Here is an 18,971-nt window from a genome sequence, read left to right as displayed (position 1 = left end):
TGGTTGCAATAGGCTCTGGGACCGTGACTACGGCGCGACTCTCAGACATCGCGGCGCAGGCGGGGGTCAGCGAAGCCACCGTCTCCCGCGTGCTCAACGGCAAGGCGAACGTCTCAGCCGCCACCAGGCAGACCGTCCTGGCGGCGCTGGACGTGCTCGGCTACGAGCGGCCGACCCGGCTGCGCCAGCGCAGTGCCGGGCTGATCGGGCTGATCACGCCGGAGTTGAGCAACCCGATCTTCCCCGCGCTGGCGCAGGTGATCGAGCAGGTGCTCAGTCGGCACGGCTTCACGCCGGTGCTGTGCACCCAGACCCCGGGCGGGTCTACCGAGGACGAACTGGTCGACATGCTGGTCGACCGGGGCGTGGCGGGCATCGTCTTCGTCTCCGGGCTGCACGCCGACTCCACGGCCGACCACGACCGCTACGCCCGGCTGGCCGGGCGCGGGGTGCCGTTCGTGCTGATCAACGGCTTCAGCGAGAAGATCGACGCGCCGTTCATCTCGCCGGACGACCGGTCCGCGATGTGGATGGCCGTCCAGCACCTGGCCGAACTCGGACACGAGCGGATCGGCCTGGCGGTCGGACAGCGGCGGTACGTGCCGGTGCTGCGCAAGATCGAGGGCTTCACGGTGGCCATGCGCGAGGTGCTCGGGCTCGGGCAGGAGGAGGCGGAAGGCCTCGTCCACCACACGCTGTTCAGCGTGGAGGGCGGGCACGCGGCGGCCGGCGCACTGCTCGACAAGGGCTGCACGGCGATCGTCTGCGGGAGCGACATGATGGCGCTCGGGGCGATCCGGGCGGTGCGCCAGCGCGGGCTGTCGGTGCCGCACGACGTGTCGGTGGTCGGCTTCGACGACTCGCCGCTGATCGCCTTCACCGAGCCGCCGTTGACCACGATCCGCCAGCCGGTCGAGGCGATGGCGACGGCGGCGGTGGACGCGCTGCTGGAGGAGGTCGGTGGGAACGCCGCCCAGCGCGGGGAGTTCATGTTCCAGCCGGAGCTGGTCATGCGGGGCTCCACGGGGGCCTGCGCGCGCTGAGTTCGGCCGGTGCGGGCGTTCGGCGGCCCGCGCCGAATGACGGGCCCCGGAGGGCGGTTGCTCTCCGGGGCCCGTCGGCGTACGCGCTGCCCGGTCAGCCCTCCTGGACGTTCGGGCGGTCGGTGGGGACCTCCCGCCGGCCGTCGGCCGCGTCGCCGGTGCGGCTCTCGGTGCGGCGGCCGCGGGCCAGGTAGTCGCGCACTACCAGTTCGATGGCGTCCTGGGGGTTCTCGGTACCGGAGAGCAGCATCGCGTCGATCGCAAGGTTCGCGTCGAGCGTGATGGTGACCTGGGCCATGGCGACTCCTCCTCGGGTGTGTAGCAGCAGCATGCCCGCTGCGTCGGAGTTCGGCCATACGGAATCCGGCGTGCGGATCGGTGGTGCGGGTGCGCCGAAGCCCCGGGGAGGAGCGACCAGACTCTCCCCGGGGCGGTCGGGCGACGGCTGTCAGCCGTCAGCTGTCATCCGTGTTCTGTCAGCTGTGACCTGTCAGCCGTCCTGTGTTCGCGGTGCTCAGACCCGGCCGGCGAAGTCCGGGGCCCAGTTGGCGATGGTCTGGATGCGGACGCCGGAGCTCGGGTTGGCGGCCTCGACGTACTGGCCGCCGCCGACGTAGATGGCGACGTGGTAGACGCCGGAGTTCTGACCGTTGTTCGACCAGAAGAGCAGGTCGCCCGGCTGCAGGCTGTCCAGCGAGACGTGGGTGCTGGCGGCGGCCTGGTCGGCGGCGACGCGCGGGATGTTGATGCCCGCGGCGCGCAGCGCGGCCTGGGTCAGGCCGGAGCAGTCCCAACCACCGTTCCCGGTGCCGCCGTAGACGTACGCCTGGCCGACCTTCGACTTGGCGAAGGAGACCGCGGCGGCCATGCTGCCGGTGGCGGCCGGGGCCGGGGCCGGGGCCTGGGTCTGCGCCTGGGCGGCCGGCTTCGACGCCGGGGCCTTGCTCTGGGCGACCGGCTTGGCGTCCACGGCACCGCCGTTCGAGGCCTGGCCGGACTTCTGCGAGCGGTCGAACCAGGTGAAGTCCGAGCCGGACCTGGTGGCGGTGGAGGACTGGTCGGCCTGGGTCGAGGTGCCGTCACCCAAGGTCAGCTGCTGGCCCGGGTAGATGGTGTCCGGGCCCTCGGTGAGGGTGCTGCGGTTGAGCTCGTACAGGTGCTGCCAGCCGCCCTGGACGTGGTGCTTGTCGGCGATCGAGGAGAGCCAGTCGCCCGCGACGACGGTGTAGTCGCCGGCCTGCGTCTGGCGCTGCTTGGCCCAGCCGCTGTTGGCGGACTTGGCCGCGGCCGCGGCCGAGGCGGAGTCTCCGGAGGCCTGGGCCTGGGCCTGGGCGGGCGCGGACGGCTTGGCGGGCTTCGCGGCCGGGGCCTGGCCCTGGGCGGGCTTTGCGGCCGTCGAGGTGTCGACCGCGGCCGCGGCGCCGCCCCGGGTCAGACCGGCCTGGACCGAGCAGACCGGCCAGGCGCCGGGGCCCTGCGAGGCGAGGACCTTCTCGGCGACGGCGATCTGCTGGTCCTTGGTGGCGAGGTTGGCCTGCGCGGCGTACGCGGTGCCGCCGAAGGCGGCCCAGGTGCTGGAGGTGAACTGCAGGCCGCCGTAGAAGCCGTTGCCGGTGTTGATGCTCCAGTTGCCGCCGCTCTCGCACTGGGCGACCTTGTCCCAAGTGGCGACGGACGCGGCGTTGGCGGTGCCGGTGGTGAGGCAGGGGACGGTGAGGCCGACGCCCGCGACGCCGACGGCGGCGATCACGCGACGGGTGCGGCTGGACAGGCGGTTGCCGTTGGAAGGCAGCATGAAGACGCGGTCCTCTCCCACGCCTGCGAGGTGAGCTGTCGGATTCGGGCTGGAGTTGCCCGGCCGCGCTGTGGGCGCGGCTTCACCCCTAGCCCTGGACCGTTTCCGGGAATCGGTCCAGGGCGACTTACCTGTGGTTCCCCCGCTCCTGCCGTGATGCGTTTTCGCGCTGCCAGGACATCCGACGGCAGGACTCGGCGTCGCGGATGAACTGGGTCCGTGTGGTCACGAACGGGGAGCACGTTAAGCAGACTTAAGTTCGAACTGCAAATACCTGTGATGCGCATCACGGTTTATGGAAAACGTCGAATGGGTCGTATTCCATGATCGGAAATGATCGTTTTCCGGTAATTTCGCGTCGGATTCCCGAAACTGTCTCCGTCTCAGGAGTGATGTGACGGAGTGTTGAGTTGCATCGGGGGCGCACTCGTCGTGCGGGAGGAGTGCGGACGGATCGAGCGCTGGATGACGCGCCGACTATTTATCGACAAATAGCACCAGAACGGACATTACGGAGCAATGCCTCTTGACTCTCCTAGCGGGCAATCCGAACAAGCGGAAAGGGCCCGGAACTCAGGCGTTCCGGGCCCTTCGGTGGTGCGGGTGGGGCAGTGGGCGGTCCGTGGGGGCCGTCAGCCCTCCACGGGCCCCTCGGCGGCCGCGTGGGCGCGTCGGGAGCCCTCGCCGGCCCCGGCGGTGGCCGCGGCCTCCGCCTCGGCCTCGGCCAGCTCCTCCGCCGACGGCGTAGGCAGCGCGGCCAGGTAGGTGGAGGCGATCAGCTGGCCGACGGTCGGGTACGCGCCCAGCGGCGCCGCCGACGGGCAGCCGGTCTCCTCGGCGGCCGTGGCGAGCAGCTCGGAGTCCGCCTCCGGGCCGATGACGAGCGGGGCCAGCGCCGGGCGCTGGGAGCCGGTCTCCTTGAGGTGGTCGACGGCCCCGGCGACCGAGCCGGGCACGTCGAGTGCCGCGGCGACGACCGGGACGGCCAGTCGGGCGGCCAGCAGCACGCCGGTGATCCCGGCCGCGGCGGCCGCGTCCTCACCGCCGACGGTGGTCAGCACCACGCCGTCGGCGGCGGTCGCGATGGCGAACAGCCGGGCCCGGTCGGCCCGGGCCAGCCCGGCCTCGGACAGCCGTACGTGGACGGCCTCGGCGAGCAGCGGATGCGGGCCCAGCGCGTCGGTGACGGTCGCGCCGAACTCCGCGGCGAGGGCGTGAAGCCCGGTCAGGAAGCCGTGCGGACCGGCCACCAGCGGGACCACGACGGGCGTCGGCAGTCCGGCCTCGGCGGCCGCCGCCAGCAGCTCCGTCACGGTGCGGTCCTCGGAGGCCCCGGTCTCGGCGCCGTCGGCCGGGAGGTAGCCGACCGCGGCCTGGACGCCGGCGTGCTCGCTGCGGACGATCGACAGCAGCTCCTCGACGACCGAACGGGACTCGGGCCCCGCCGTCGCGGGAACGGCGAGCACCAGGGCCGGCGAGCCGGTGCGGATCTCGGGGCGCTCGGGGCGGCGGTGGCGCCCCCGCGCACGGGAGCCTGGAGTGCGGACGGGCAGTGGCGCGCCCGGGATGGCTGCGGTGCTCATGCCGGAGATCGTAGGACATCGGCCCGTCAGGCCTGCAGTCGGCTGCCGTACGGGTTTCGGGTGGTCGTGGTGCGGAGGCCGTGTTGCAGCCGCTCCGCTCCGGGCGGTTTGCCTACAATCCGGACATTCCTCGCCCGGCGCCCGCGCGAGCCCATGCAGTTGCCCTGACGCGCCCCACGGGGTGGCGCGTTGCACCCGGGGCGCGTGAGATGTCTCACAGCCGGAAGGTGGCCTGACGGAGGGTCACGGAGATGCGACTCCCGGCATTCGAAGATCAACATTTAGCGGGGGGCTGCTCACGGCCGGTTATGGACGAGCCGTCGTTTCAATCGGCTATGTCCGTTTACGTACCGTCAGGAGAAGGGTCCGTGAAGAGTTCGGGGCGGCCGACAAAAGGCCTCGTGCACCTGCAATGTCCCGTGCTGATGCACGTGCACTGCGGCTATCATCGCGTCAAGTGAGGCGTTGCGCCGGACCGGTTACGGGGCCGGTCCGTTCGTTCGGCGGGTGCCGGGGGCGCCGCGCTGGACGACAACTCCGGAGCTCTTCGGGAGATTTCTATGCACGACTCGCAGGACACGCACGGCTCGAGCCACACCTACAACGGGATGGCCGCGGCCGATCTCAAGGGGGTGGTCTGGCAGAAGAGCCGGCACAGCAACTCCCAGGGCAACTGCGTCGAGTTCGCGGCCCTGCCCGGCGGCGACGTCGCGATGCGCAACTCGCGCTTCCCGGACGGTCCGGCGCTGATCTACACCCGGGCGGAGATCGCCGCCCTGCTGCTGGGGGCCAAGGACGGGGAGTTCGACCACCTGGCGGTCTGACCGGCCACTGCTCCACCATCGGGGGGCCGTCGTGGGTGCTGACACCACGACGGCCTTTGTCTTTGCCCGGCGACGGCCCTTCGCGCTTGCGTCCGGGCCCGTGGACCGTGCGGCAGGGCCTGCCGGTGTGGCGCGGGTGCTCCCGCGGGCTGCCCGCGTCCTCCGGGGCCGGAGCACCCGGGCGGGTAACCGGTGCCGGGGTCGTGGTCCGGTCCGGCGCGGGGGCCTGGCTGAAGGGCCCGGGGCGTGGTCCTCCCGGGTCGTCCCTCGGCCGGCCGTGCGCCGTGCGGCGCTAGGCCGAGCGCCGGTGCCGTCCACCGATTTCGATTCGGCCGTCGAGCTCGTCGAGCTGGTGGCCGCCCAGTGCGCCGTCGTCGAGCCTGCTGCCGCCGAGCCCGTTGCCGCCGGCCGGTTCCGACTCGAACACGGCCCAGACCACCTTGCCGCTGCCCAGCGGGTGCCAGCCCCAGGAGCGGCTGAACGACTCCACCAGGTGCAGCCCGCGGCCGGATTCGGCGACGAAGTCCGCCTCCCGGGCCACCGGGCCGGTGCTGCTCGGATCGCTCACCGCGCAGACCACCTGCGGCGCGCGGTGCACCAGGCTTATTCGGATCGGCAGCCGTCCCTCCGGAGCCGACTGTGTGGGAAAGTCGTACTCGCCCAGGGCGCAGCCCGACGGGTCGGGCCGTGCGCCGATCGCATGCCGGAGCGCGTTGGTCACGAGTTCCGAGGCCACCAGCGCGACATCGTCGAACAGCTCCATCAGGCCCCAGCGCTGAAGAGCGGTCCGGGCGAAGTCGCGAGCGGTTCTCACGGCTTCGAAGCGAGGAGCGAGCGTACAGGTGACCACATGGGGGTCAACTGCCAAAGCCGTACCGGTGCTCATGAAGAGCTCCTCCCATAAGGGGGCGGACACGGCTGGACCCGCCGGGGTCATGCCGGTCACCTCCGACTCGCTCGGCCGCTCGGCCGCCCCCTCGACCAGGCGCGCGCGCACTCGAACGCCCGATGGCGCGGGGGACGCCGCCGGGTCGGTGCACGGAGTCGCGCGTGGGGTCGACGCGGAGCCCGCGGGATTGCCAGGGATGTGCAGGTGCACGTGCACCATGGTGGTGTGCGCTCACTGCAGATGCAAGAGTCGATTCACGTGCAGTCGCACTATTGGCATATGCAAGCGCCGGATGCACGTGCATCCTGGTGTGCGGAGTGCAGAACTGATAGGAACATCCGTCAGTATCGGCACCGTGAGCGCTCAACTGATGGCAGACTGTGCGCTGTTTGCCCTAGGTGGAGGTTTCGACCGCATGACCACAGTTCAGCCGGGCGGCGGCTCGATGGTCCGCCGGATCCTCCTCGGCTCGCAGCTGCGCCGCCTGCGCGAGGCGCGCGGGATCACCCGTGAGGACGCGGGCTACGCGATCCGCGCGTCCGAGTCCAAGATCAGTCGCATGGAGCTGGGCCGGGTCAGCTTCAAGGAGCGCGACGTCGCCGACCTGCTCAGTCTCTACGGCGTCGACGACGGCCTGGAGCGGGAGGCCCTGCTCGGGCTGGTCCGCGAGGCCAACAAGTCCGGCTGGTGGCACAGCTTCAACGACGTGCTGCCGGGCTGGTTCCAGACCTACGTAGGCCTGGAGGAGGCCGCCCAGCTGATCCGCACCTACGAGGTGCAGTTCATCCCCGGACTGCTGCAGTCCGAGGAGTACGCACGGGCGGTTTTCGGACAGAGTCGGCCGGTCATCAGCGAGGAGGAGGTCGAGCGGCGGGTCAGCCTCCGCCTGCGCCGCCAGAAGCTGCTGACCGAGGGCGCCAGCCCGCGGCTGTGGGCGGTCATCGACGAGGCGGCGCTGCGCCGGCCGGTCGGCGGCCCCCGGGTGATGCGCGGTCAGGTGCAGTACCTGATCGACGTCGCCGAACAGGCCAACGTGGTCATCCAGGTCATGCCGTTCCGCTTCGGCGCCCATGCGGGCGAGTCCGGGGCGTTCACGATCCTGCGCTTCCCGGAGCAGGACCTCGCGGACGTGGTCTACCTGGAGCAGCTCACCAGCGCGCTGTACCTGGACAAGCGGGATGACGTCGACGCGTACATCCAGGTCATGGAGCGGCTCTGCGTGGACAGCCTCACGCCCGAGCGCACGATAGACCTGCTCGCGTCGATCCTGAAGGAGCGTTGAGCAACTCCCGGGCGCGACCCGGGAGACCCTCCACCATCGGCCGTCCGAGCGGGTGCCGGCGGCCGTTCGTGCGAGTGCCCGGCCCTGCCGCCAGGCCGCCCGCCCGCCGTCAACCGCGGGTCGGCGGCCGTTCGCGTTCCGGTGGCAGCGGCTGCGGCGGTCGGCCCAGCTCCCAGGCCAGGCCGTAGCGGCCGAACAGGTCGGCGCGGATCGGTGCCAGCGGGATCTCCGCGCCCGGCAGCAGCACCCCGATGCAGCCGCCCATCAGCGCACTGCGCAGCACGGCGTGCTCGGCGACCGGGTCCGGCGCGCCCCAGTCCTCCAGCAGGCCTTGCAGGATCGCGCCGACCTGCTGCTGCTCCGGGTCCTGGACGAAGGCGCCGGTGTCCGGGTCGAGGATCAGTGCCAGGTGGGAGCGCATCACCCGGGGGTGGTCCATGGCCAGGCTGAGGACGGTGTCGATCGCGCGGGCCAGCCGGGCCTCGGGGGAGGCGCCCGGCGGCAGTTCGGCCAGTTCGCCGGAGAGTGCCTGGTGCATCATCCGGTGCGTGGCGGACTGCATCAGCAGTCGTTTGCCGTCGAAGTAGTAGGAGAGCAGGCCGCGGGCGAGTCCGGCCCGCTCGGCGATGTCGGTCAGCGTGGTGCCCGCGTAACCGCGCTGGTCAACGAGTTCGATGGTGGCTCGCATGATGCGTCGACGGGAGCGTTGCCGCATCTCCTCATTGACCGAATCCCCGCGAGGTGCCATCGTGTCTGCTCCGAACGTTCGTTGGCTCCGGGCCAATATACTTGCGGAGCCGGCAGCCGCGCCGTGGAACCGTGCCCTTGGGGGCACCGCCCGGGCGGCCCGTACAAGGACGGCCGGCTCCACCAACACGGGGGTTTGGTGGAGCCGGCACCAGTGCCCGGCGGTCAGGGGTCGGCCGTGGGCGAGGGCCAGGGGGTCAGCGCTCGGTCAGGACTTCGGTCCGGGCCACGGACGACCCGGCAGGCGGGTAATCATAATCCGGCACCGACACGGGAGTTGAATTTCGGCGCCGGTCCACCAGGGCCCCCACCGCCGCCACGACCAGTCCGACCATCGCGACCGCGGTGACCAGGACCAGGGCCGGCCGGTAGCCGTCCAACTGGGCCCGGGCGCTGTCGCCGCCCGCGCTTCCGGCCGTGATCATCGCGGTCGCCCCGGCCAGGACCACGGCGGTGCCGACCTGGATCGCGGTGTTCACCAGGCCCGAGGCCAGCCCTGCTCCTCGTCGGCCACCCCGTCGGTGGCGGCGATGTTCACCGAGGGGAAGGCCAGCGCGAAGCCCACGCCGAGCAGCAGCATCGAGGGCAGCACCAGGACCGGGTACGAGCTGTGCTCGTCCCGGCGCAGGAACAGGGCGAAGGCGCCGGCCAGGGACAGCAGGCCGATCGGCAGCAGCCGGGCGGTGCCGAAGCGGTCCACGATCGGGCCCATGAACGGTGCGGAGAGGGCGATGAAGGCGCCGGCCGGCAGCAGTCCGAGGGCCATCTGCAGGGCCGACCAGCCGAGCAGGTGCTGCAGGTAGAGCGTGACGACGAACTGGAAGCCGCCGTACGCGCCGGTCATCGCGAAGGCGACCACGTTGGCGCGGGCCACCGAGCCGTTGCGGAAGATGCCGAACCGGACCAGCGGGTGGGCGGTGCGGCTCTCGACCAGAAGGAACGCGGCGGCCAGCGCGGCGACCACGACCAGCGAGCCGATGGTGCGCAGGCTCAGCCAGCCGGCGCCCTGGGCCTCGGTCACCGTGAACACCAGCAGCAGGACGGTCGTGGTGCCGGTGATCGCGCCGAGCACGTCGTAGCCGCCCTTGGCGGGCTCCTCCACCGGGCGGGGGAGCAGGCGCACGGCGAAGACCAGGGCGAGCAGTGCGACCGGTACGGGCATCAGGAAGGTCCAGCGCCCGCCGACCGAGGTGAGCAGGCCGCTGAGCACCAGGCCGAGCGAGAAGCCCTGGCGCCGCAGGTGGTGTAGATCGACAGTGCCCGGTTGCGGGCGGGGCCCTCGGCGAAGGTCGTGGTGATGATCGACAGGCCGGCCGGGGCGGTGAAGGCGGCGCTGACGCCCTTCAGGAAGCGGGCCGCGATCAGCAGGCCGCCGTCGTCGACCAGGCCGCCGACCAGGGACGCGGCGGCGAAGGCGCTGAGGGCGACCAGGAAGACCCGGCGGCGGCCGAGCAGGTCGGCGGCGGGTCCGCCGAGCAGCAGCAGGCCGCCGTAGCCGAGCACGTAGCCGGAGACCACCCACTGCAGGGTGGAGGTGGAGAGGTGCAGTTCGGATCCGATGGATGGGAGGGCGACGCCCACCATCGAGACGTCCAGGGCGTCCAGGAACATGGCGGCGCAGAGCACGACGAGGGTGCCCCAGAGGCGGGGTGTCCAGTGCAGCCCGCTGGTTGACGGGGCGTCGGGTGACGTGGTGGTCGCGGTGGTCATGTGACGCTCGGCGGGTGGTTCGCGCCGCTCTGCGGGGATCCGGCGTCCAGCTGAGGATTCGTCAACTCACCTGCTCGCGTTCGGATTCCCCGTGCCGGCGCGCTCGGTGGGACCGGTCAGAGGAGCGAGTGCAGCCCTGGGGCAACGGCCAGCAGGACGGCCCCGGCGGGCGCGGCCAGGGCTGCGGCGGTGAGCTGCAACCGGTGCGGGACGGACAGCCGGGGACGGCCCGCGAGCAGCCGGTCCACCCGCTTCGGGGACTGCGCCAGGCCGGGCGGGCAGGAGCCGAACACTCCGCGGTCGAGGTTGAGTTCGGCCAGTGCGAGGGCCGTGGTGTGCCGGCCGTGCCGGCGGGCGGCACGGTCGTCGGCCGCCAGCTCCACCAGCTCCGCCACCTGGTCCCGGAAGGCGCGGAACACGCCGATGCCGGGAAAGCCGGAGGCGAGGGCCTGGGCGAACTGCTGGAGCCAGTGGTGCCGGGCCCGGACGTGCCCGCGCTCGTGACTCAACACGGCGGCCAACTCCCGGTCGGTGAGTTGCTGGAGGGCACCGGTGGTGACCACCAGGCGGGAGTTCGGTCCGGGCAGCGACCAGGCCTCGGGGCGGACGTTCTCCAGCACCACCAGCCGCTCCCGACGGCTCCGGGCGGCGTCGATCGCTTCGGGCAACTCCGGTGCTCTGGTAGCCAGTTGGGCGTGCCGACGGTTGCGAAGGGCCTTGGCGGTACGGACCTCGCGGGTGAGTGCCAGCACCGTCTGTAGCGCGCCCGCCGCCAGGACCGCGGCGCACAGCCGGCCCCAGCCCTCGGCGTCCTGGAGTCCGTACGCGGCCTCCACGCCGTGCGGAGCGCCGGAGAACACCCAGGCGCGCAGTTCGGGCTCGGCGGCGGACGCGGCGAGGACCAGACCCAGGGCGCAGCACAGCAGGACGGCCACCACGATGCACTGCCACACCAGCAGGGCCAGCACCGGTTCGCGCTCCACCCAGCGGGCCCGGGCCAGCAGCCGGGGCACCACGGTGGAGAGCAACAGGCCGAGCAGCAGCAGGCCGATCAGGGCAGTCATCGCATGGGCTCCCCGAGTACGCACGGAACGCGACAACGCGCTCCCCGCCAACCTATGCGCTGGCGACGTCCGGTGGAACGGCTTTCGGCCGGCCAGTGACCAACGCCACCCGCGGGGGCGGGCTTTGGTGCGGCTGCGTGAGGGTTTCGGCGCGGGTCGGCGCGGGCTCCGGCGTGGGTTTCGGTGAGGGCTCCGGCGCGGGTTTCGGCGCGGGCTCCGGTACTCGCGCCCTGCCCGCTGGCCTGCGGCTCGTACGGTCGGATCGGGTCACAAGGTCAGGAGCATGGCGAACATCCCGATGCCCATGGTCAGTCGGCAGGCCCGCGGCAGACCGGTGGTGCCGAGCACGAGGGTGCCGGCCGGAGTGCGCAACAGGCGGGAGCCGGCCCACAGGGAGTAGCCGCCGAAGTAGAGCAGCAGGGTGCCGGTCAGCAGGGGGGCGCCGAGCGCGGCGGCGTGGTGGTGACCGCCGGGGGCAGCGCTCATCGCCAGGGCCGTGTACGTCATGGCGAGCGCGCCGACCGCGTGGTGCAGCCGGTGGGCCCGGCCGGCGGGGGCGTGCAGGGCGGCGAGCAGGAAGAGGGCGGTGGGGAGGCCGAACAGGAAGGCCCAGACGGCGGCCGGGACGGTGGCGCCGGTGACGGCCATCGCCGCCATGCCGAGCCCCATCAGGGCTTCGGCGGCGTCGGATTCCCGGGAGAGTGGCGGATGGGCGGGGCGGGCGCCTCCTGCGGCGGTGCCGCAGGAGGCGTGCCGCAGGCGGGTCAGGCAGTAGGCGCCGGCGGTGGCGGTGAGGAGGGCGAGGAGCCAGTTGACCAGGGCGGGTCCGTGCAACGGCGGCCTCCCGGGAGCGGCGGGCGGCGAACGACGGGCGGCCAACAGCTGACAGAAGACAGCTGACAGATGACGGATGACAGAGGTTGAAATCTGTCATCCGTCAGTCGTTGGCTGTCAGCTGTCATCCGCTCCCCGTCATCCCTCCGCCACGACGACGATCGTCCCGTCCACGATCACCGCTACGCCCCCGGCGCGGCCAAGGCGCGTGCAGGGGCGCACAGTGGTGACCACCGTTGTGCGATCCACCCCGGACGCCCCACCGCTCGCGGCCCCGGGCGCACCGCGCTCAGCCCTGGAGCCGCCCCGAGGCGACGACCCGGCTGAGGAACCGCCGGGTCCGCTCCTCCTGCGGATCGCCGAGCACCTGCTCCGGCGGCCCCTGTTCGAGCACCACTCCGCCGTCCAGGAAGCAGACCCGGTCGGCGACCTCACGGGCGAAGCCCATCTCATGGGTGGAGAGGACCATCGTCATGCCCTGCTCCTTGAGGTCCCGCACCACCGCCAGCACCTCTCCGACCAGCACCGGGTCGAGCGCCGCGGTGATCTCGTCGAGCAGCAGCAGCCTGGGTCCGGCGGCCAGCGCACGTACGATGGCGACGCGCTGCTGCTGCCCGCCGGACAGCCGGTCCGGGTACTCCTTCGCCTTGGCCGCCAGCCCCAGTCGGTCCAGCAGTTCCAGCGCCGCGGCCTCGGCCTCCGCCCGTCCGACCCGGTGCACCCGGCGCGGTGCGAGCGTGATGTTCTCCAGCACCGTCATGTGCGGGAACAGGTTGTAGGACTGGAACACCACCCCGATCCGGCGCCGCACCGCGTCCTCGTCCGCGCGCGGGTCGGTGATCTCCTCGCCGTCCAGGAAGATCGCCCCGTCGTCGATCCCCTCCAGCAGGTTGACGCATCGCATCAGCGTGGACTTCCCGGAGCCGGACGCCCCGATCAGTGCCGTCACCGAGTGCTCGGGCACGGCGAGGTCCACGTCGCGCAGCACCACCTGGCCGCCGAAGGTCTTGCGCACCGACTCCAGCCGGAGCACCTCGGTCCCGCTCACACCGCACCTCCCTGCAACTGCCGACGGTTCATCCGCCCGGTCAGCCAGTCGGCGAACCGGGTCAGCGGAATGGTCAGCACGATGAACACCAGCCCCGCCACCAGGTACGGCGTGAAGTTGAAGGAGTGCGCAGCGATGATCTTCGCCGCGTACACGGCGTCGATCGCCCCGCCGATCGAGACGAGTCCGGTGTCCTTCTGCAGGCTCACCAGGTTGTTGATCAGCGGCGGCACCACCCGCCGGACCGCCTGCGGCAGCACCACGTACCGCATCGCCTGGGCGTTGGTCAGCCCCAGCGACCGCGCCGCCGCCCGCTGGCTGGGGTGCACCGACTCGATGCCCGAGCGAAACACCTCCGACACGTACGCCGAGTACGTCAGGACCAGTGCCGCCCCGCCGAGCAGCAGCGGATCGGTGGTCACCCCGGTGAGCCGCAGCGCCGGCACCCCGGTGATCATCACCAGCAGGCAGATGATCATCGGCAGCCCGAGGAAGAAGTCCACGTACGCGGTGGCCAGCAGCCGCACCGGCAGGAAGACGGGCCCGCGCAGCGTCCGCAGCACCGCGAGCAGCAGCCCGAACACCAGGATCAGCACCCCGCAGCCGAGCATCAGCTCCAGGTTGAGCCGCAGCCCCCGCAACACCTCGGGCAGTGCCTGGCGGGCGTAGTCCAGGTTGAAGAAGGTCCGCCGGGTCACCTCCCATCCGGGGGAGTTGACGACCAGCAGGTACAGCGCGACTGCCGTCAGCACGGTCGAGGCGGTCGCGATCAGGGCCGAGCGGCGGGCGCGGGAGCGCCGGTACGCCTCGTGTGCCAGCCGCCGTTCGGACGGGCGGTACCCGTCCTGGTCTGCCGAGTGCGCGGCGTCCTCCGAGGCCGCCAGGTCCTTCGCGACGTCGACCGGTCCGGCCGCGCTCGCCTCCCCGCTCACTTCAGCACCGGCGCCGAAACGGCGTCCGACAGCCACTGCTCCTCCAGCTTGGCCAGCGTCCCGTCCGCGCGCAGCGCGTCCACCGCCCCGGACACGCACGACGTCAGCCGGGAACCCTTGTCCAGCACCAGGCCGAACTGCTCACCCTGCGACGCCGATTCGAACTGCCCCACGACCTGGGCCTCCGGCACCTCGGCGCCGGTGATGTAGAAGGCCGTCGGAAGGTCGACCACCAGCGCCTCGACCTGACCGTTCTTCAGCGCGGCCTTCGCCAGGTCGTTGGAGTCGAACACGGCGGGCCGGCCGCTGGGCTTGATGGTGTTGGTGATGGTGTCCAGGCTCGTGCTGCCGATCTGCGCGCCGAGCTTGGCGTCCCTGAGGTCGGCGATGCTCTTCGCGCCCGCGGCCTTGGAGCCCTTCAGCGCGATGACGGCCTGGCGCACGGCGTAGTAGCCGGAGGAGAAGTCCACCGCCTGCCTGCGCTCGTCACTGATGGACACCTGGTTGATGTCGAAGTCGAAGTCCTTGGCCCCCGGTGCGGTGGCCTTGCCGAACGGCGCCACGACCCAGCCGACCTTGTCCTTCGGGTACCCCAGCTTCTCCGCCACGGCGTACGCCACCGCCGACTCGAAGCCCTTTCCGTTGCCCGGCTCGTCCTCGGAGAACCAAGGGTCGTACGCCGGCTTGTCGGTGCCGATGGTCAGCTTCCCGGCGGTCCGCGTGGCCAGGGCGCCCGGCGCGCAGCTCGCCGCCGTACCGGCCGGACCCGGGGCGCCGGAGGCGGCGGCCCCGTCGGACTTGGCGTCCTGCGGCGCGCACCCGGTGAGGGCGGCGGCGGCCACCACCAGCGCGGCGAGGGGCAGGACGGCGGACGGCTTGCGGAGGCTCATGGCAGGACTCCAGAGAAGGGCCGGGCGGGACAGGGGGAAGGGCGGGCAGGCGCGGCCGGTACGGCCCGGCGGGCCGCTTCCCGGCGGGTCACTTCCCCCGGTGGCGGCGCCGGAACACACACGGCATGGTCGGCGTACGGGCCCGCGTCCGCGGCGCCCCGGGCCGGAACAGCGGCAGTTGGTCGGCCGCAGCCGGGGCGAGGGCCGCGGTCGGGTCAACGACAGCGGCGACAGCGGCCGTGCGCGCGGCAGCGGCAACGACAACAGGCCTGCCGACGGGAGGGCACCCGGTACCGGCTGTCGTGGCGCTCGGCCACCGTGATCACCGTCGGGAGCATGCGGGGAGGTTCGCATCAGGACGGCTCGTCTGTCCAGAACATCCAGAAGACCGTCCACATGTCGGACGGACGCCGCTCCGGCGCAGGTTTTGGGGCCGGGACGGCGGGGGCCGGATTTTTGTCGGTTCTGGCCCCCTTGAACCGGAGAACCTTTCGTACTTATGGTGTCCTCGTTGAAATAACTCCTGTCGAAGTGAGTCCACGATGCAGAATCTTTCGCCAAGGCTCGCAGCGGCGGCCGACGCCCCGGTCTCGACCCTCGCCGTCCACCCGGCGTGGCTGCGCCTGAAGGAGGCCGTCGAGACGCTGCGCCCGCTGCAGTCCAAGGACGGCTCGATCGACCTGTCCGTCGTCCAACGGCAGACCGTCGACCCGCTGGTCGCCACCGTCCGGGCCTCCGTCCAGGAGCTCGCCCCGAACTTCCCGCACGACGCCGCCTACCTGTCCGCCGTCGACGCCGACCTCGCCAAGTGGGCCGACACCGGCTACCGGGAGCCCGACTTCCTGGACTCGCTGCTCGCCTTCCAGCCCGCCGACCAGCGCGAGGACGGCCTGGAGCACCTGGTCGTCTTCCCGATGTACACCCAGAACGGCAACCCGGACCGCAACCTGGAAGCCGTCCTGCTGCGCGTGGTGTGGCCCGAGTGGCTGGACGAGCTGGAGCGCACCCGCTTCGACAACCCGATGTTCGTGCCGATCACCTTCACGGACTTCACGGCCGGCTACGACACCAACTCCGCCGTCCTCTTCCCCGAGACGGTCGCCGTGCGCAAGGCGCCGGAACGTTTCACCTGGGGCGGCATCTTCTGCGACCGCGAGGCCGCCCGCTTCCGCGCCGTCTCCACCACCGCCATCGAGCAGCTCGGCCTGGAGATCCCGGCCGACGCCGAGGGCCTGCTCAAGGACCAGGAGCGCGCGCAGGAGACCTTCGTCCTGTGGGACCTGGTCCACGACCGCACCCACAGCCACGGCGACCTGCCGTTCGACCCCTTCATGATCAAGCAGCGCAGCCCGTTCTGGATGTACGGCCTGGAGGAGCTCCGCTGTGACCTCACCACCTTCAAGGAGGCGGTGAAGCTGGAGACCGAGGGCAACCCGCACGCCCGCGACGTCCAGTACGCGATCCTCTTCGACCGCCTGTTCCGCTTCCCGGTCAGCGGCGACCGCGTCCGCAACTACGACGGCCTCGGCGGTCAGCTGCTCTTCGCGTACCTGCACAAGCACGACGCGCTGCGCTGGCGCGACAACCGCCTCACCATCGACTGGGAGCGCGCCCCGCAGGTCACCAACGCGCTCTGCGGCGAGATCGAGACCCTGTACCGCGACGGCATCGACCGGCCCAAGCCGGCCCACTGGATCGCCGCCTACGAGCTGGTCTCCCGCTACCTCACCCCGCACCCGGCCTCGACCTGGGCCAAGGGCCCGGAGGCCCTCCCGCTCGACATCACCGACGGCAAGGCCCTGAACAAGGCGCTGTGCGACGCCGTGCTCCCGGACGAGTTCCCGCTGAGCATGTTCTACGAGGCCCTGTCCAAGAAACTCCGCGGCGTCATCGCCGCCACCGCCGGCATCACCGGCGCCGGCATCCAGGGAGTCGCCGCGTGACCACCACCCCCTCCACCAAGCTGGCCGGCAAGGTCATCGCCGTCGCCGGAGCCAGCGGCCCGGCCGGCCAGGCCGTGCTGCGCCGCCTCACCTCCGAGGGCGCCACCGTGATCGGCGCCGACATCGACGCCCAGCGCCTGGAGTCCGCCCTCGACGCCACCCGCGTCGCGGTACGCGGAGCGAAGGTGAGCGGCCAGGTGATCGACCTGCTCGACCCGCAGGAGGTCCACGACTGGGCCGACCACCTGGAGGCCGAGCACGGCCACGTCGACGGCCTGTTCCACCTGGTCGGCGGCTGGCGCGGCAGCAAGACCTTCTTCGACACCCGCCTGGACGACTGGGACTTCCTGCACGACACCGTCGTGCGCACCCTCCAGCACACCTCGCTGGCGTTCCAGCCCGCGCTGGTCCGCAGCCCGGCCGGCCGCTACGCCATGGTCTCCGCCGCGGCCGCGCACAAGCCCACCGCCGGCGGCGCCGCCTACGCGGCCGCCAAGGCCGCCACCGAGGCCTGGACCCTCGCCATGGCCGACTCCTTCAAGAAGGAGACCACCGCCCCGGACGGCGAGCCCACCGCGGCGGCTGCGATCCTGGTCATCAAGGCGCTGGTCAGCCCCGAGATGCGGGCCGAGAAGCCGGAGGCGAAGTTCGCCGGCTTCACCGACACCGCCGACCTCGCCGGACACCTGGCGGACCTCTGGGACCGCCCCGCAGCAGAACTGAACGGACAGCACCTGTGGCTGACAGCCCGATGACCGACCCCACCCGTACGGACGCGGTACGGCGGCACGACCCCGCCGTCCGCGGCTTCGCCAGCGACAACTACGCCGGCGTGCACCCCGAGGTCCTCGCCGCGATCGCCCTCGCCAACGGAGGCCACCAGATCTCCTACGGCGAGGACGACTACACGGCGCACCTCCAGGACGTCTTCCGCCGCCACTTCGGCAGCAGGGCCGAGGCCTACCCGGTGTTCAACGGCACCGGCGCCAACGTGGTCGCCCTCCAGGCGCTGCTGCCCCGCTGGGGCGCCGTGGTCTGCGCCGACACCGCCCACATCCACGTGGACGAGGGCGGCGCCCCGGAGAAGATGGGCGGCATCAAGCTGCACACCGTCCCCACCCCGGACGGCAAGCTCACCCCGGAGCTGCTCGACCTCCAGGCCTACGGCTTCGGCGACGAGCACCGCGCGCAGCCGCTCGCGGTCTCCATCACCCAGAGCACCGAGCTCGGCACCCTCTACACGATCGACGAGATCCGCGCGATCGTCGATCACGCCCACCAGCTCGGCATGCTCGTCCACATGGACGGCTCCCGACTGGCGAACGCCGCCGCCTCGCTCGGCCAGCCGATGCGGGCCTTCACGACCGACCTCGGCGTCGACGTCCTGTCCTTCGGCGGCACGAAGAACGGCCTGATCTTCGGCGAGGTCGTGGTGGTGCTCAACCCTGAGCGGGTGCGCAACATCAAGTACCTGCGCAAGACCTCGATGCAGCTCGCCTCGAAGATGCGCTTCGTCTCCGTGCAGTTCGAGGCCCTGCTCGCAGGTGACCTCTACCTGCGCAACGCGGGCCACGCCAATGCGATGGCCAGCCGGCTGGAGGCGGCGGTCCGGAAGATCGACGGTGTCGAGGTCGTCCGCCCGGTCCAGGCGAACGCGGTGTTCGCGATCCTCCCGCGCGAGGTGAGCGAGCGGCTGCAGAAGCGTTACCGCTTCTACTTCTGGAACGAGCACACCGGTGAGGTGCGCTGGATGTGTTCGTTCGACACCACGGAGGCCGACGTCGACGCCTTCGCTGCGGCCATCGCCGAGGAGATGGGCCGCTCCTGACGACGCGCCTGACGTTCGCCCGACGTCGTGTCGAACAGCGATCGCCTCCGTCCGGAGTCCCGGGCGGAGGCGATTTGCATGTGGCGGGTCGGTGCCCGTACAGTTCCGGAGTCGCCGCGGGAGACCGGGGAGACAAAGCGGAAAGCGAATCCGATGAATGAAACTCCGGAAAGCGGAGCGGAAAACATCTGATAAGCTGGAAACACGAAAGAACGAAGCGCCCGGAGGGCCCGCTGAAAGGCGGTCCGAAGGAAGCGTCCGTTCCTTGAGAACTCAACAGCGTGCCAAAAGTCAACGCCAGATATGTTGACATCCCCGGCCTCGATCGTTTGATCAGGGTTGGAGATTCCTTTTGAAATAACACTAGCGAGGACGCAGTGCGCGGGGCCGCCCTATTCCGGTGGTTGCCGTGCCGCTCGACGCGGGTGTCGACCGGCGCTCTTAATTGAGCACTGCCGGGTATACATTCACGGAGAGTTTGATCCTGGCTCAGGACGAACGCTGGCGGCGTGCTTAACACATGCAAGTCGAACGGTGAAGCCCTTCGGGGTGGATCAGT

General features: G+C 71.4%; 15 protein-coding genes, 1 rRNA gene, 2 pseudogenes and 1 riboswitch. Of the genes and pseudogenes, 7 read left to right on the top strand and 11 right to left on the bottom strand.

Annotation, left to right across the window (positions count from 1 at the left end):
* Nucleotides 1-23 precede the first annotated feature (23 nt).
* Entirely contained in the window at nucleotides 24-1,043 is a 1,020-nt protein-coding gene (locus ACH4J0_RS05755) for a LacI family DNA-binding transcriptional regulator (protein WP_396236570.1), read from the top strand.
* 94 nt (nucleotides 1,044-1,137) lie between these two features.
* Here ACH4J0_RS05755 and ACH4J0_RS05750 read toward each other — a convergent pair whose 3' ends face one another.
* The 3 genes from ACH4J0_RS05750 to ACH4J0_RS05740 all read right to left on the bottom strand — a co-directional run bounded on the left by ACH4J0_RS05750 (nucleotide 1,138) and on the right by ACH4J0_RS05740 (nucleotide 4,421).
* Nucleotides 1,138-1,341, bottom strand: a complete 204-nt coding sequence (locus tag ACH4J0_RS05750; RefSeq protein ID WP_396236568.1) for a hypothetical protein — start codon at nucleotides 1,339-1,341, stop codon at nucleotides 1,138-1,140.
* Between the two features lie 216 nt (nucleotides 1,342-1,557).
* Complete coding sequence (locus tag ACH4J0_RS05745) at nucleotides 1,558-2,838, bottom strand: transglycosylase family protein (protein ID WP_396236566.1); 1,281 nt, start codon at nucleotides 2,836-2,838, stop codon at nucleotides 1,558-1,560.
* 7 nt (nucleotides 2,839-2,845) lie between these two features.
* A riboswitch (cyclic di-AMP (ydaO/yuaA leader) is annotated at nucleotides 2,846-3,009 on the bottom strand.
* Between the two features lie 461 nt (nucleotides 3,010-3,470).
* Nucleotides 3,471-4,421 carry a hypothetical protein gene (locus ACH4J0_RS05740; RefSeq protein ID WP_396236564.1) on the bottom strand — a complete coding sequence of 317 codons (951 nt, stop codon included), beginning with the start codon at nucleotides 4,419-4,421 and terminating at the stop codon, nucleotides 3,471-3,473.
* Between the two features lie 560 nt (nucleotides 4,422-4,981).
* On the opposite strand from ACH4J0_RS05740, the gene ACH4J0_RS05735 reads away from it, so the two are divergent.
* Nucleotides 4,982-5,245 carry a DUF397 domain-containing protein gene (locus ACH4J0_RS05735; RefSeq protein ID WP_396236562.1) on the top strand — a complete coding sequence of 88 codons (264 nt, stop codon included), beginning with the start codon at nucleotides 4,982-4,984 and terminating at the stop codon, nucleotides 5,243-5,245.
* Between the two features lie 421 nt (nucleotides 5,246-5,666).
* Here the strand turns inward: ACH4J0_RS05735 and ACH4J0_RS05730 are convergent.
* Nucleotides 5,667-6,131: pseudogene (locus ACH4J0_RS05730) on the bottom strand (ATP-binding protein); the annotation flags it as partial.
* 418 nt (nucleotides 6,132-6,549) lie between these two features.
* Here ACH4J0_RS05730 and ACH4J0_RS05725 point away from each other — a divergent pair.
* Nucleotides 6,550-7,416: a helix-turn-helix domain-containing protein gene (locus tag ACH4J0_RS05725; RefSeq protein WP_396236560.1), complete on the top strand. Its 867-nt coding sequence runs from the start codon at nucleotides 6,550-6,552 to the stop codon at nucleotides 7,414-7,416.
* 109 nt (nucleotides 7,417-7,525) lie between these two features.
* On the opposite strand, the gene ACH4J0_RS05720 is transcribed toward ACH4J0_RS05725, so the two are convergent.
* The 7 genes and pseudogenes from ACH4J0_RS05720 to ACH4J0_RS05690 all read right to left on the bottom strand — a co-directional run bounded on the left by ACH4J0_RS05720 (nucleotide 7,526) and on the right by ACH4J0_RS05690 (nucleotide 14,641).
* Entirely contained in the window at nucleotides 7,526-8,104 is a 579-nt protein-coding gene (locus ACH4J0_RS05720; protein ID WP_396236558.1) for a TetR/AcrR family transcriptional regulator, read from the bottom strand.
* Between the two features lie 256 nt (nucleotides 8,105-8,360).
* Nucleotides 8,361-9,873: pseudogene (locus ACH4J0_RS05715) on the bottom strand (MFS transporter).
* Nucleotides 9,874-9,989: 116 nt separating this feature from the next.
* Nucleotides 9,990-10,937, bottom strand: a complete 948-nt coding sequence (locus ACH4J0_RS05710; RefSeq protein WP_396236556.1) for a M56 family metallopeptidase — start codon at nucleotides 10,935-10,937, stop codon at nucleotides 9,990-9,992.
* Nucleotides 10,938-11,204: 267 nt separating this feature from the next.
* On the bottom strand, nucleotides 11,205-11,771 hold the full coding sequence (locus tag ACH4J0_RS05705; protein WP_396236554.1) for a DUF5134 domain-containing protein: 567 nt from the start codon (nucleotides 11,769-11,771) through the stop codon (nucleotides 11,205-11,207).
* Nucleotides 11,772-12,060: 289 nt separating this feature from the next.
* Nucleotides 12,061-12,819: an amino acid ABC transporter ATP-binding protein gene (locus ACH4J0_RS05700; RefSeq protein ID WP_396236552.1), complete on the bottom strand. Its 759-nt coding sequence runs from the start codon at nucleotides 12,817-12,819 to the stop codon at nucleotides 12,061-12,063.
* Complete coding sequence (locus ACH4J0_RS05695) at nucleotides 12,816-13,703, bottom strand: amino acid ABC transporter permease (RefSeq protein WP_396237449.1); 888 nt, start codon at nucleotides 13,701-13,703, stop codon at nucleotides 12,816-12,818. The genes ACH4J0_RS05700 and ACH4J0_RS05695 overlap by 4 nt, the downstream gene beginning before the upstream one ends.
* 44 nt (nucleotides 13,704-13,747) lie before the next feature.
* Nucleotides 13,748-14,641: an ABC transporter substrate-binding protein gene (locus ACH4J0_RS05690; RefSeq protein ID WP_396236549.1), complete on the bottom strand. Its 894-nt coding sequence runs from the start codon at nucleotides 14,639-14,641 to the stop codon at nucleotides 13,748-13,750.
* 542 nt (nucleotides 14,642-15,183) lie between these two features.
* On the opposite strand from ACH4J0_RS05690, the gene ACH4J0_RS05685 reads away from it, so the two are divergent.
* From ACH4J0_RS05685 to ACH4J0_RS05670, 4 genes are all read left to right on the top strand, one after another.
* Nucleotides 15,184-16,584, top strand: a complete 1,401-nt coding sequence (locus tag ACH4J0_RS05685; RefSeq protein WP_396236547.1) for a DUF6421 family protein — start codon at nucleotides 15,184-15,186, stop codon at nucleotides 16,582-16,584.
* Nucleotides 16,581-17,339 carry an SDR family NAD(P)-dependent oxidoreductase gene (locus ACH4J0_RS05680; protein ID WP_396236545.1) on the top strand — a complete coding sequence of 253 codons (759 nt, stop codon included), beginning with the start codon at nucleotides 16,581-16,583 and terminating at the stop codon, nucleotides 17,337-17,339. Before ACH4J0_RS05685 ends, ACH4J0_RS05680 begins: the two co-directional genes overlap by 4 nt.
* A complete protein-coding gene (locus ACH4J0_RS05675; protein ID WP_396237447.1) occupies nucleotides 17,336-18,412 on the top strand; it encodes a threonine aldolase family protein in 1,077 nt (358 codons plus the stop codon). The genes ACH4J0_RS05680 and ACH4J0_RS05675 overlap by 4 nt, the downstream gene beginning before the upstream one ends.
* Before the next feature lie 466 nt (nucleotides 18,413-18,878).
* Nucleotides 18,879-18,971 (top strand): 16S ribosomal RNA (locus ACH4J0_RS05670); the annotation flags it as partial.

Source organism: Kitasatospora sp. NPDC017646 (assembly GCF_044329365.1).
Lineage (GTDB): Bacteria > Actinomycetota > Actinomycetes > Streptomycetales > Streptomycetaceae > Kitasatospora.
The sequence above is the reverse complement of the archived record's forward strand: the minus strand, read 5'-3'. Positions and strand labels throughout refer to the sequence as shown.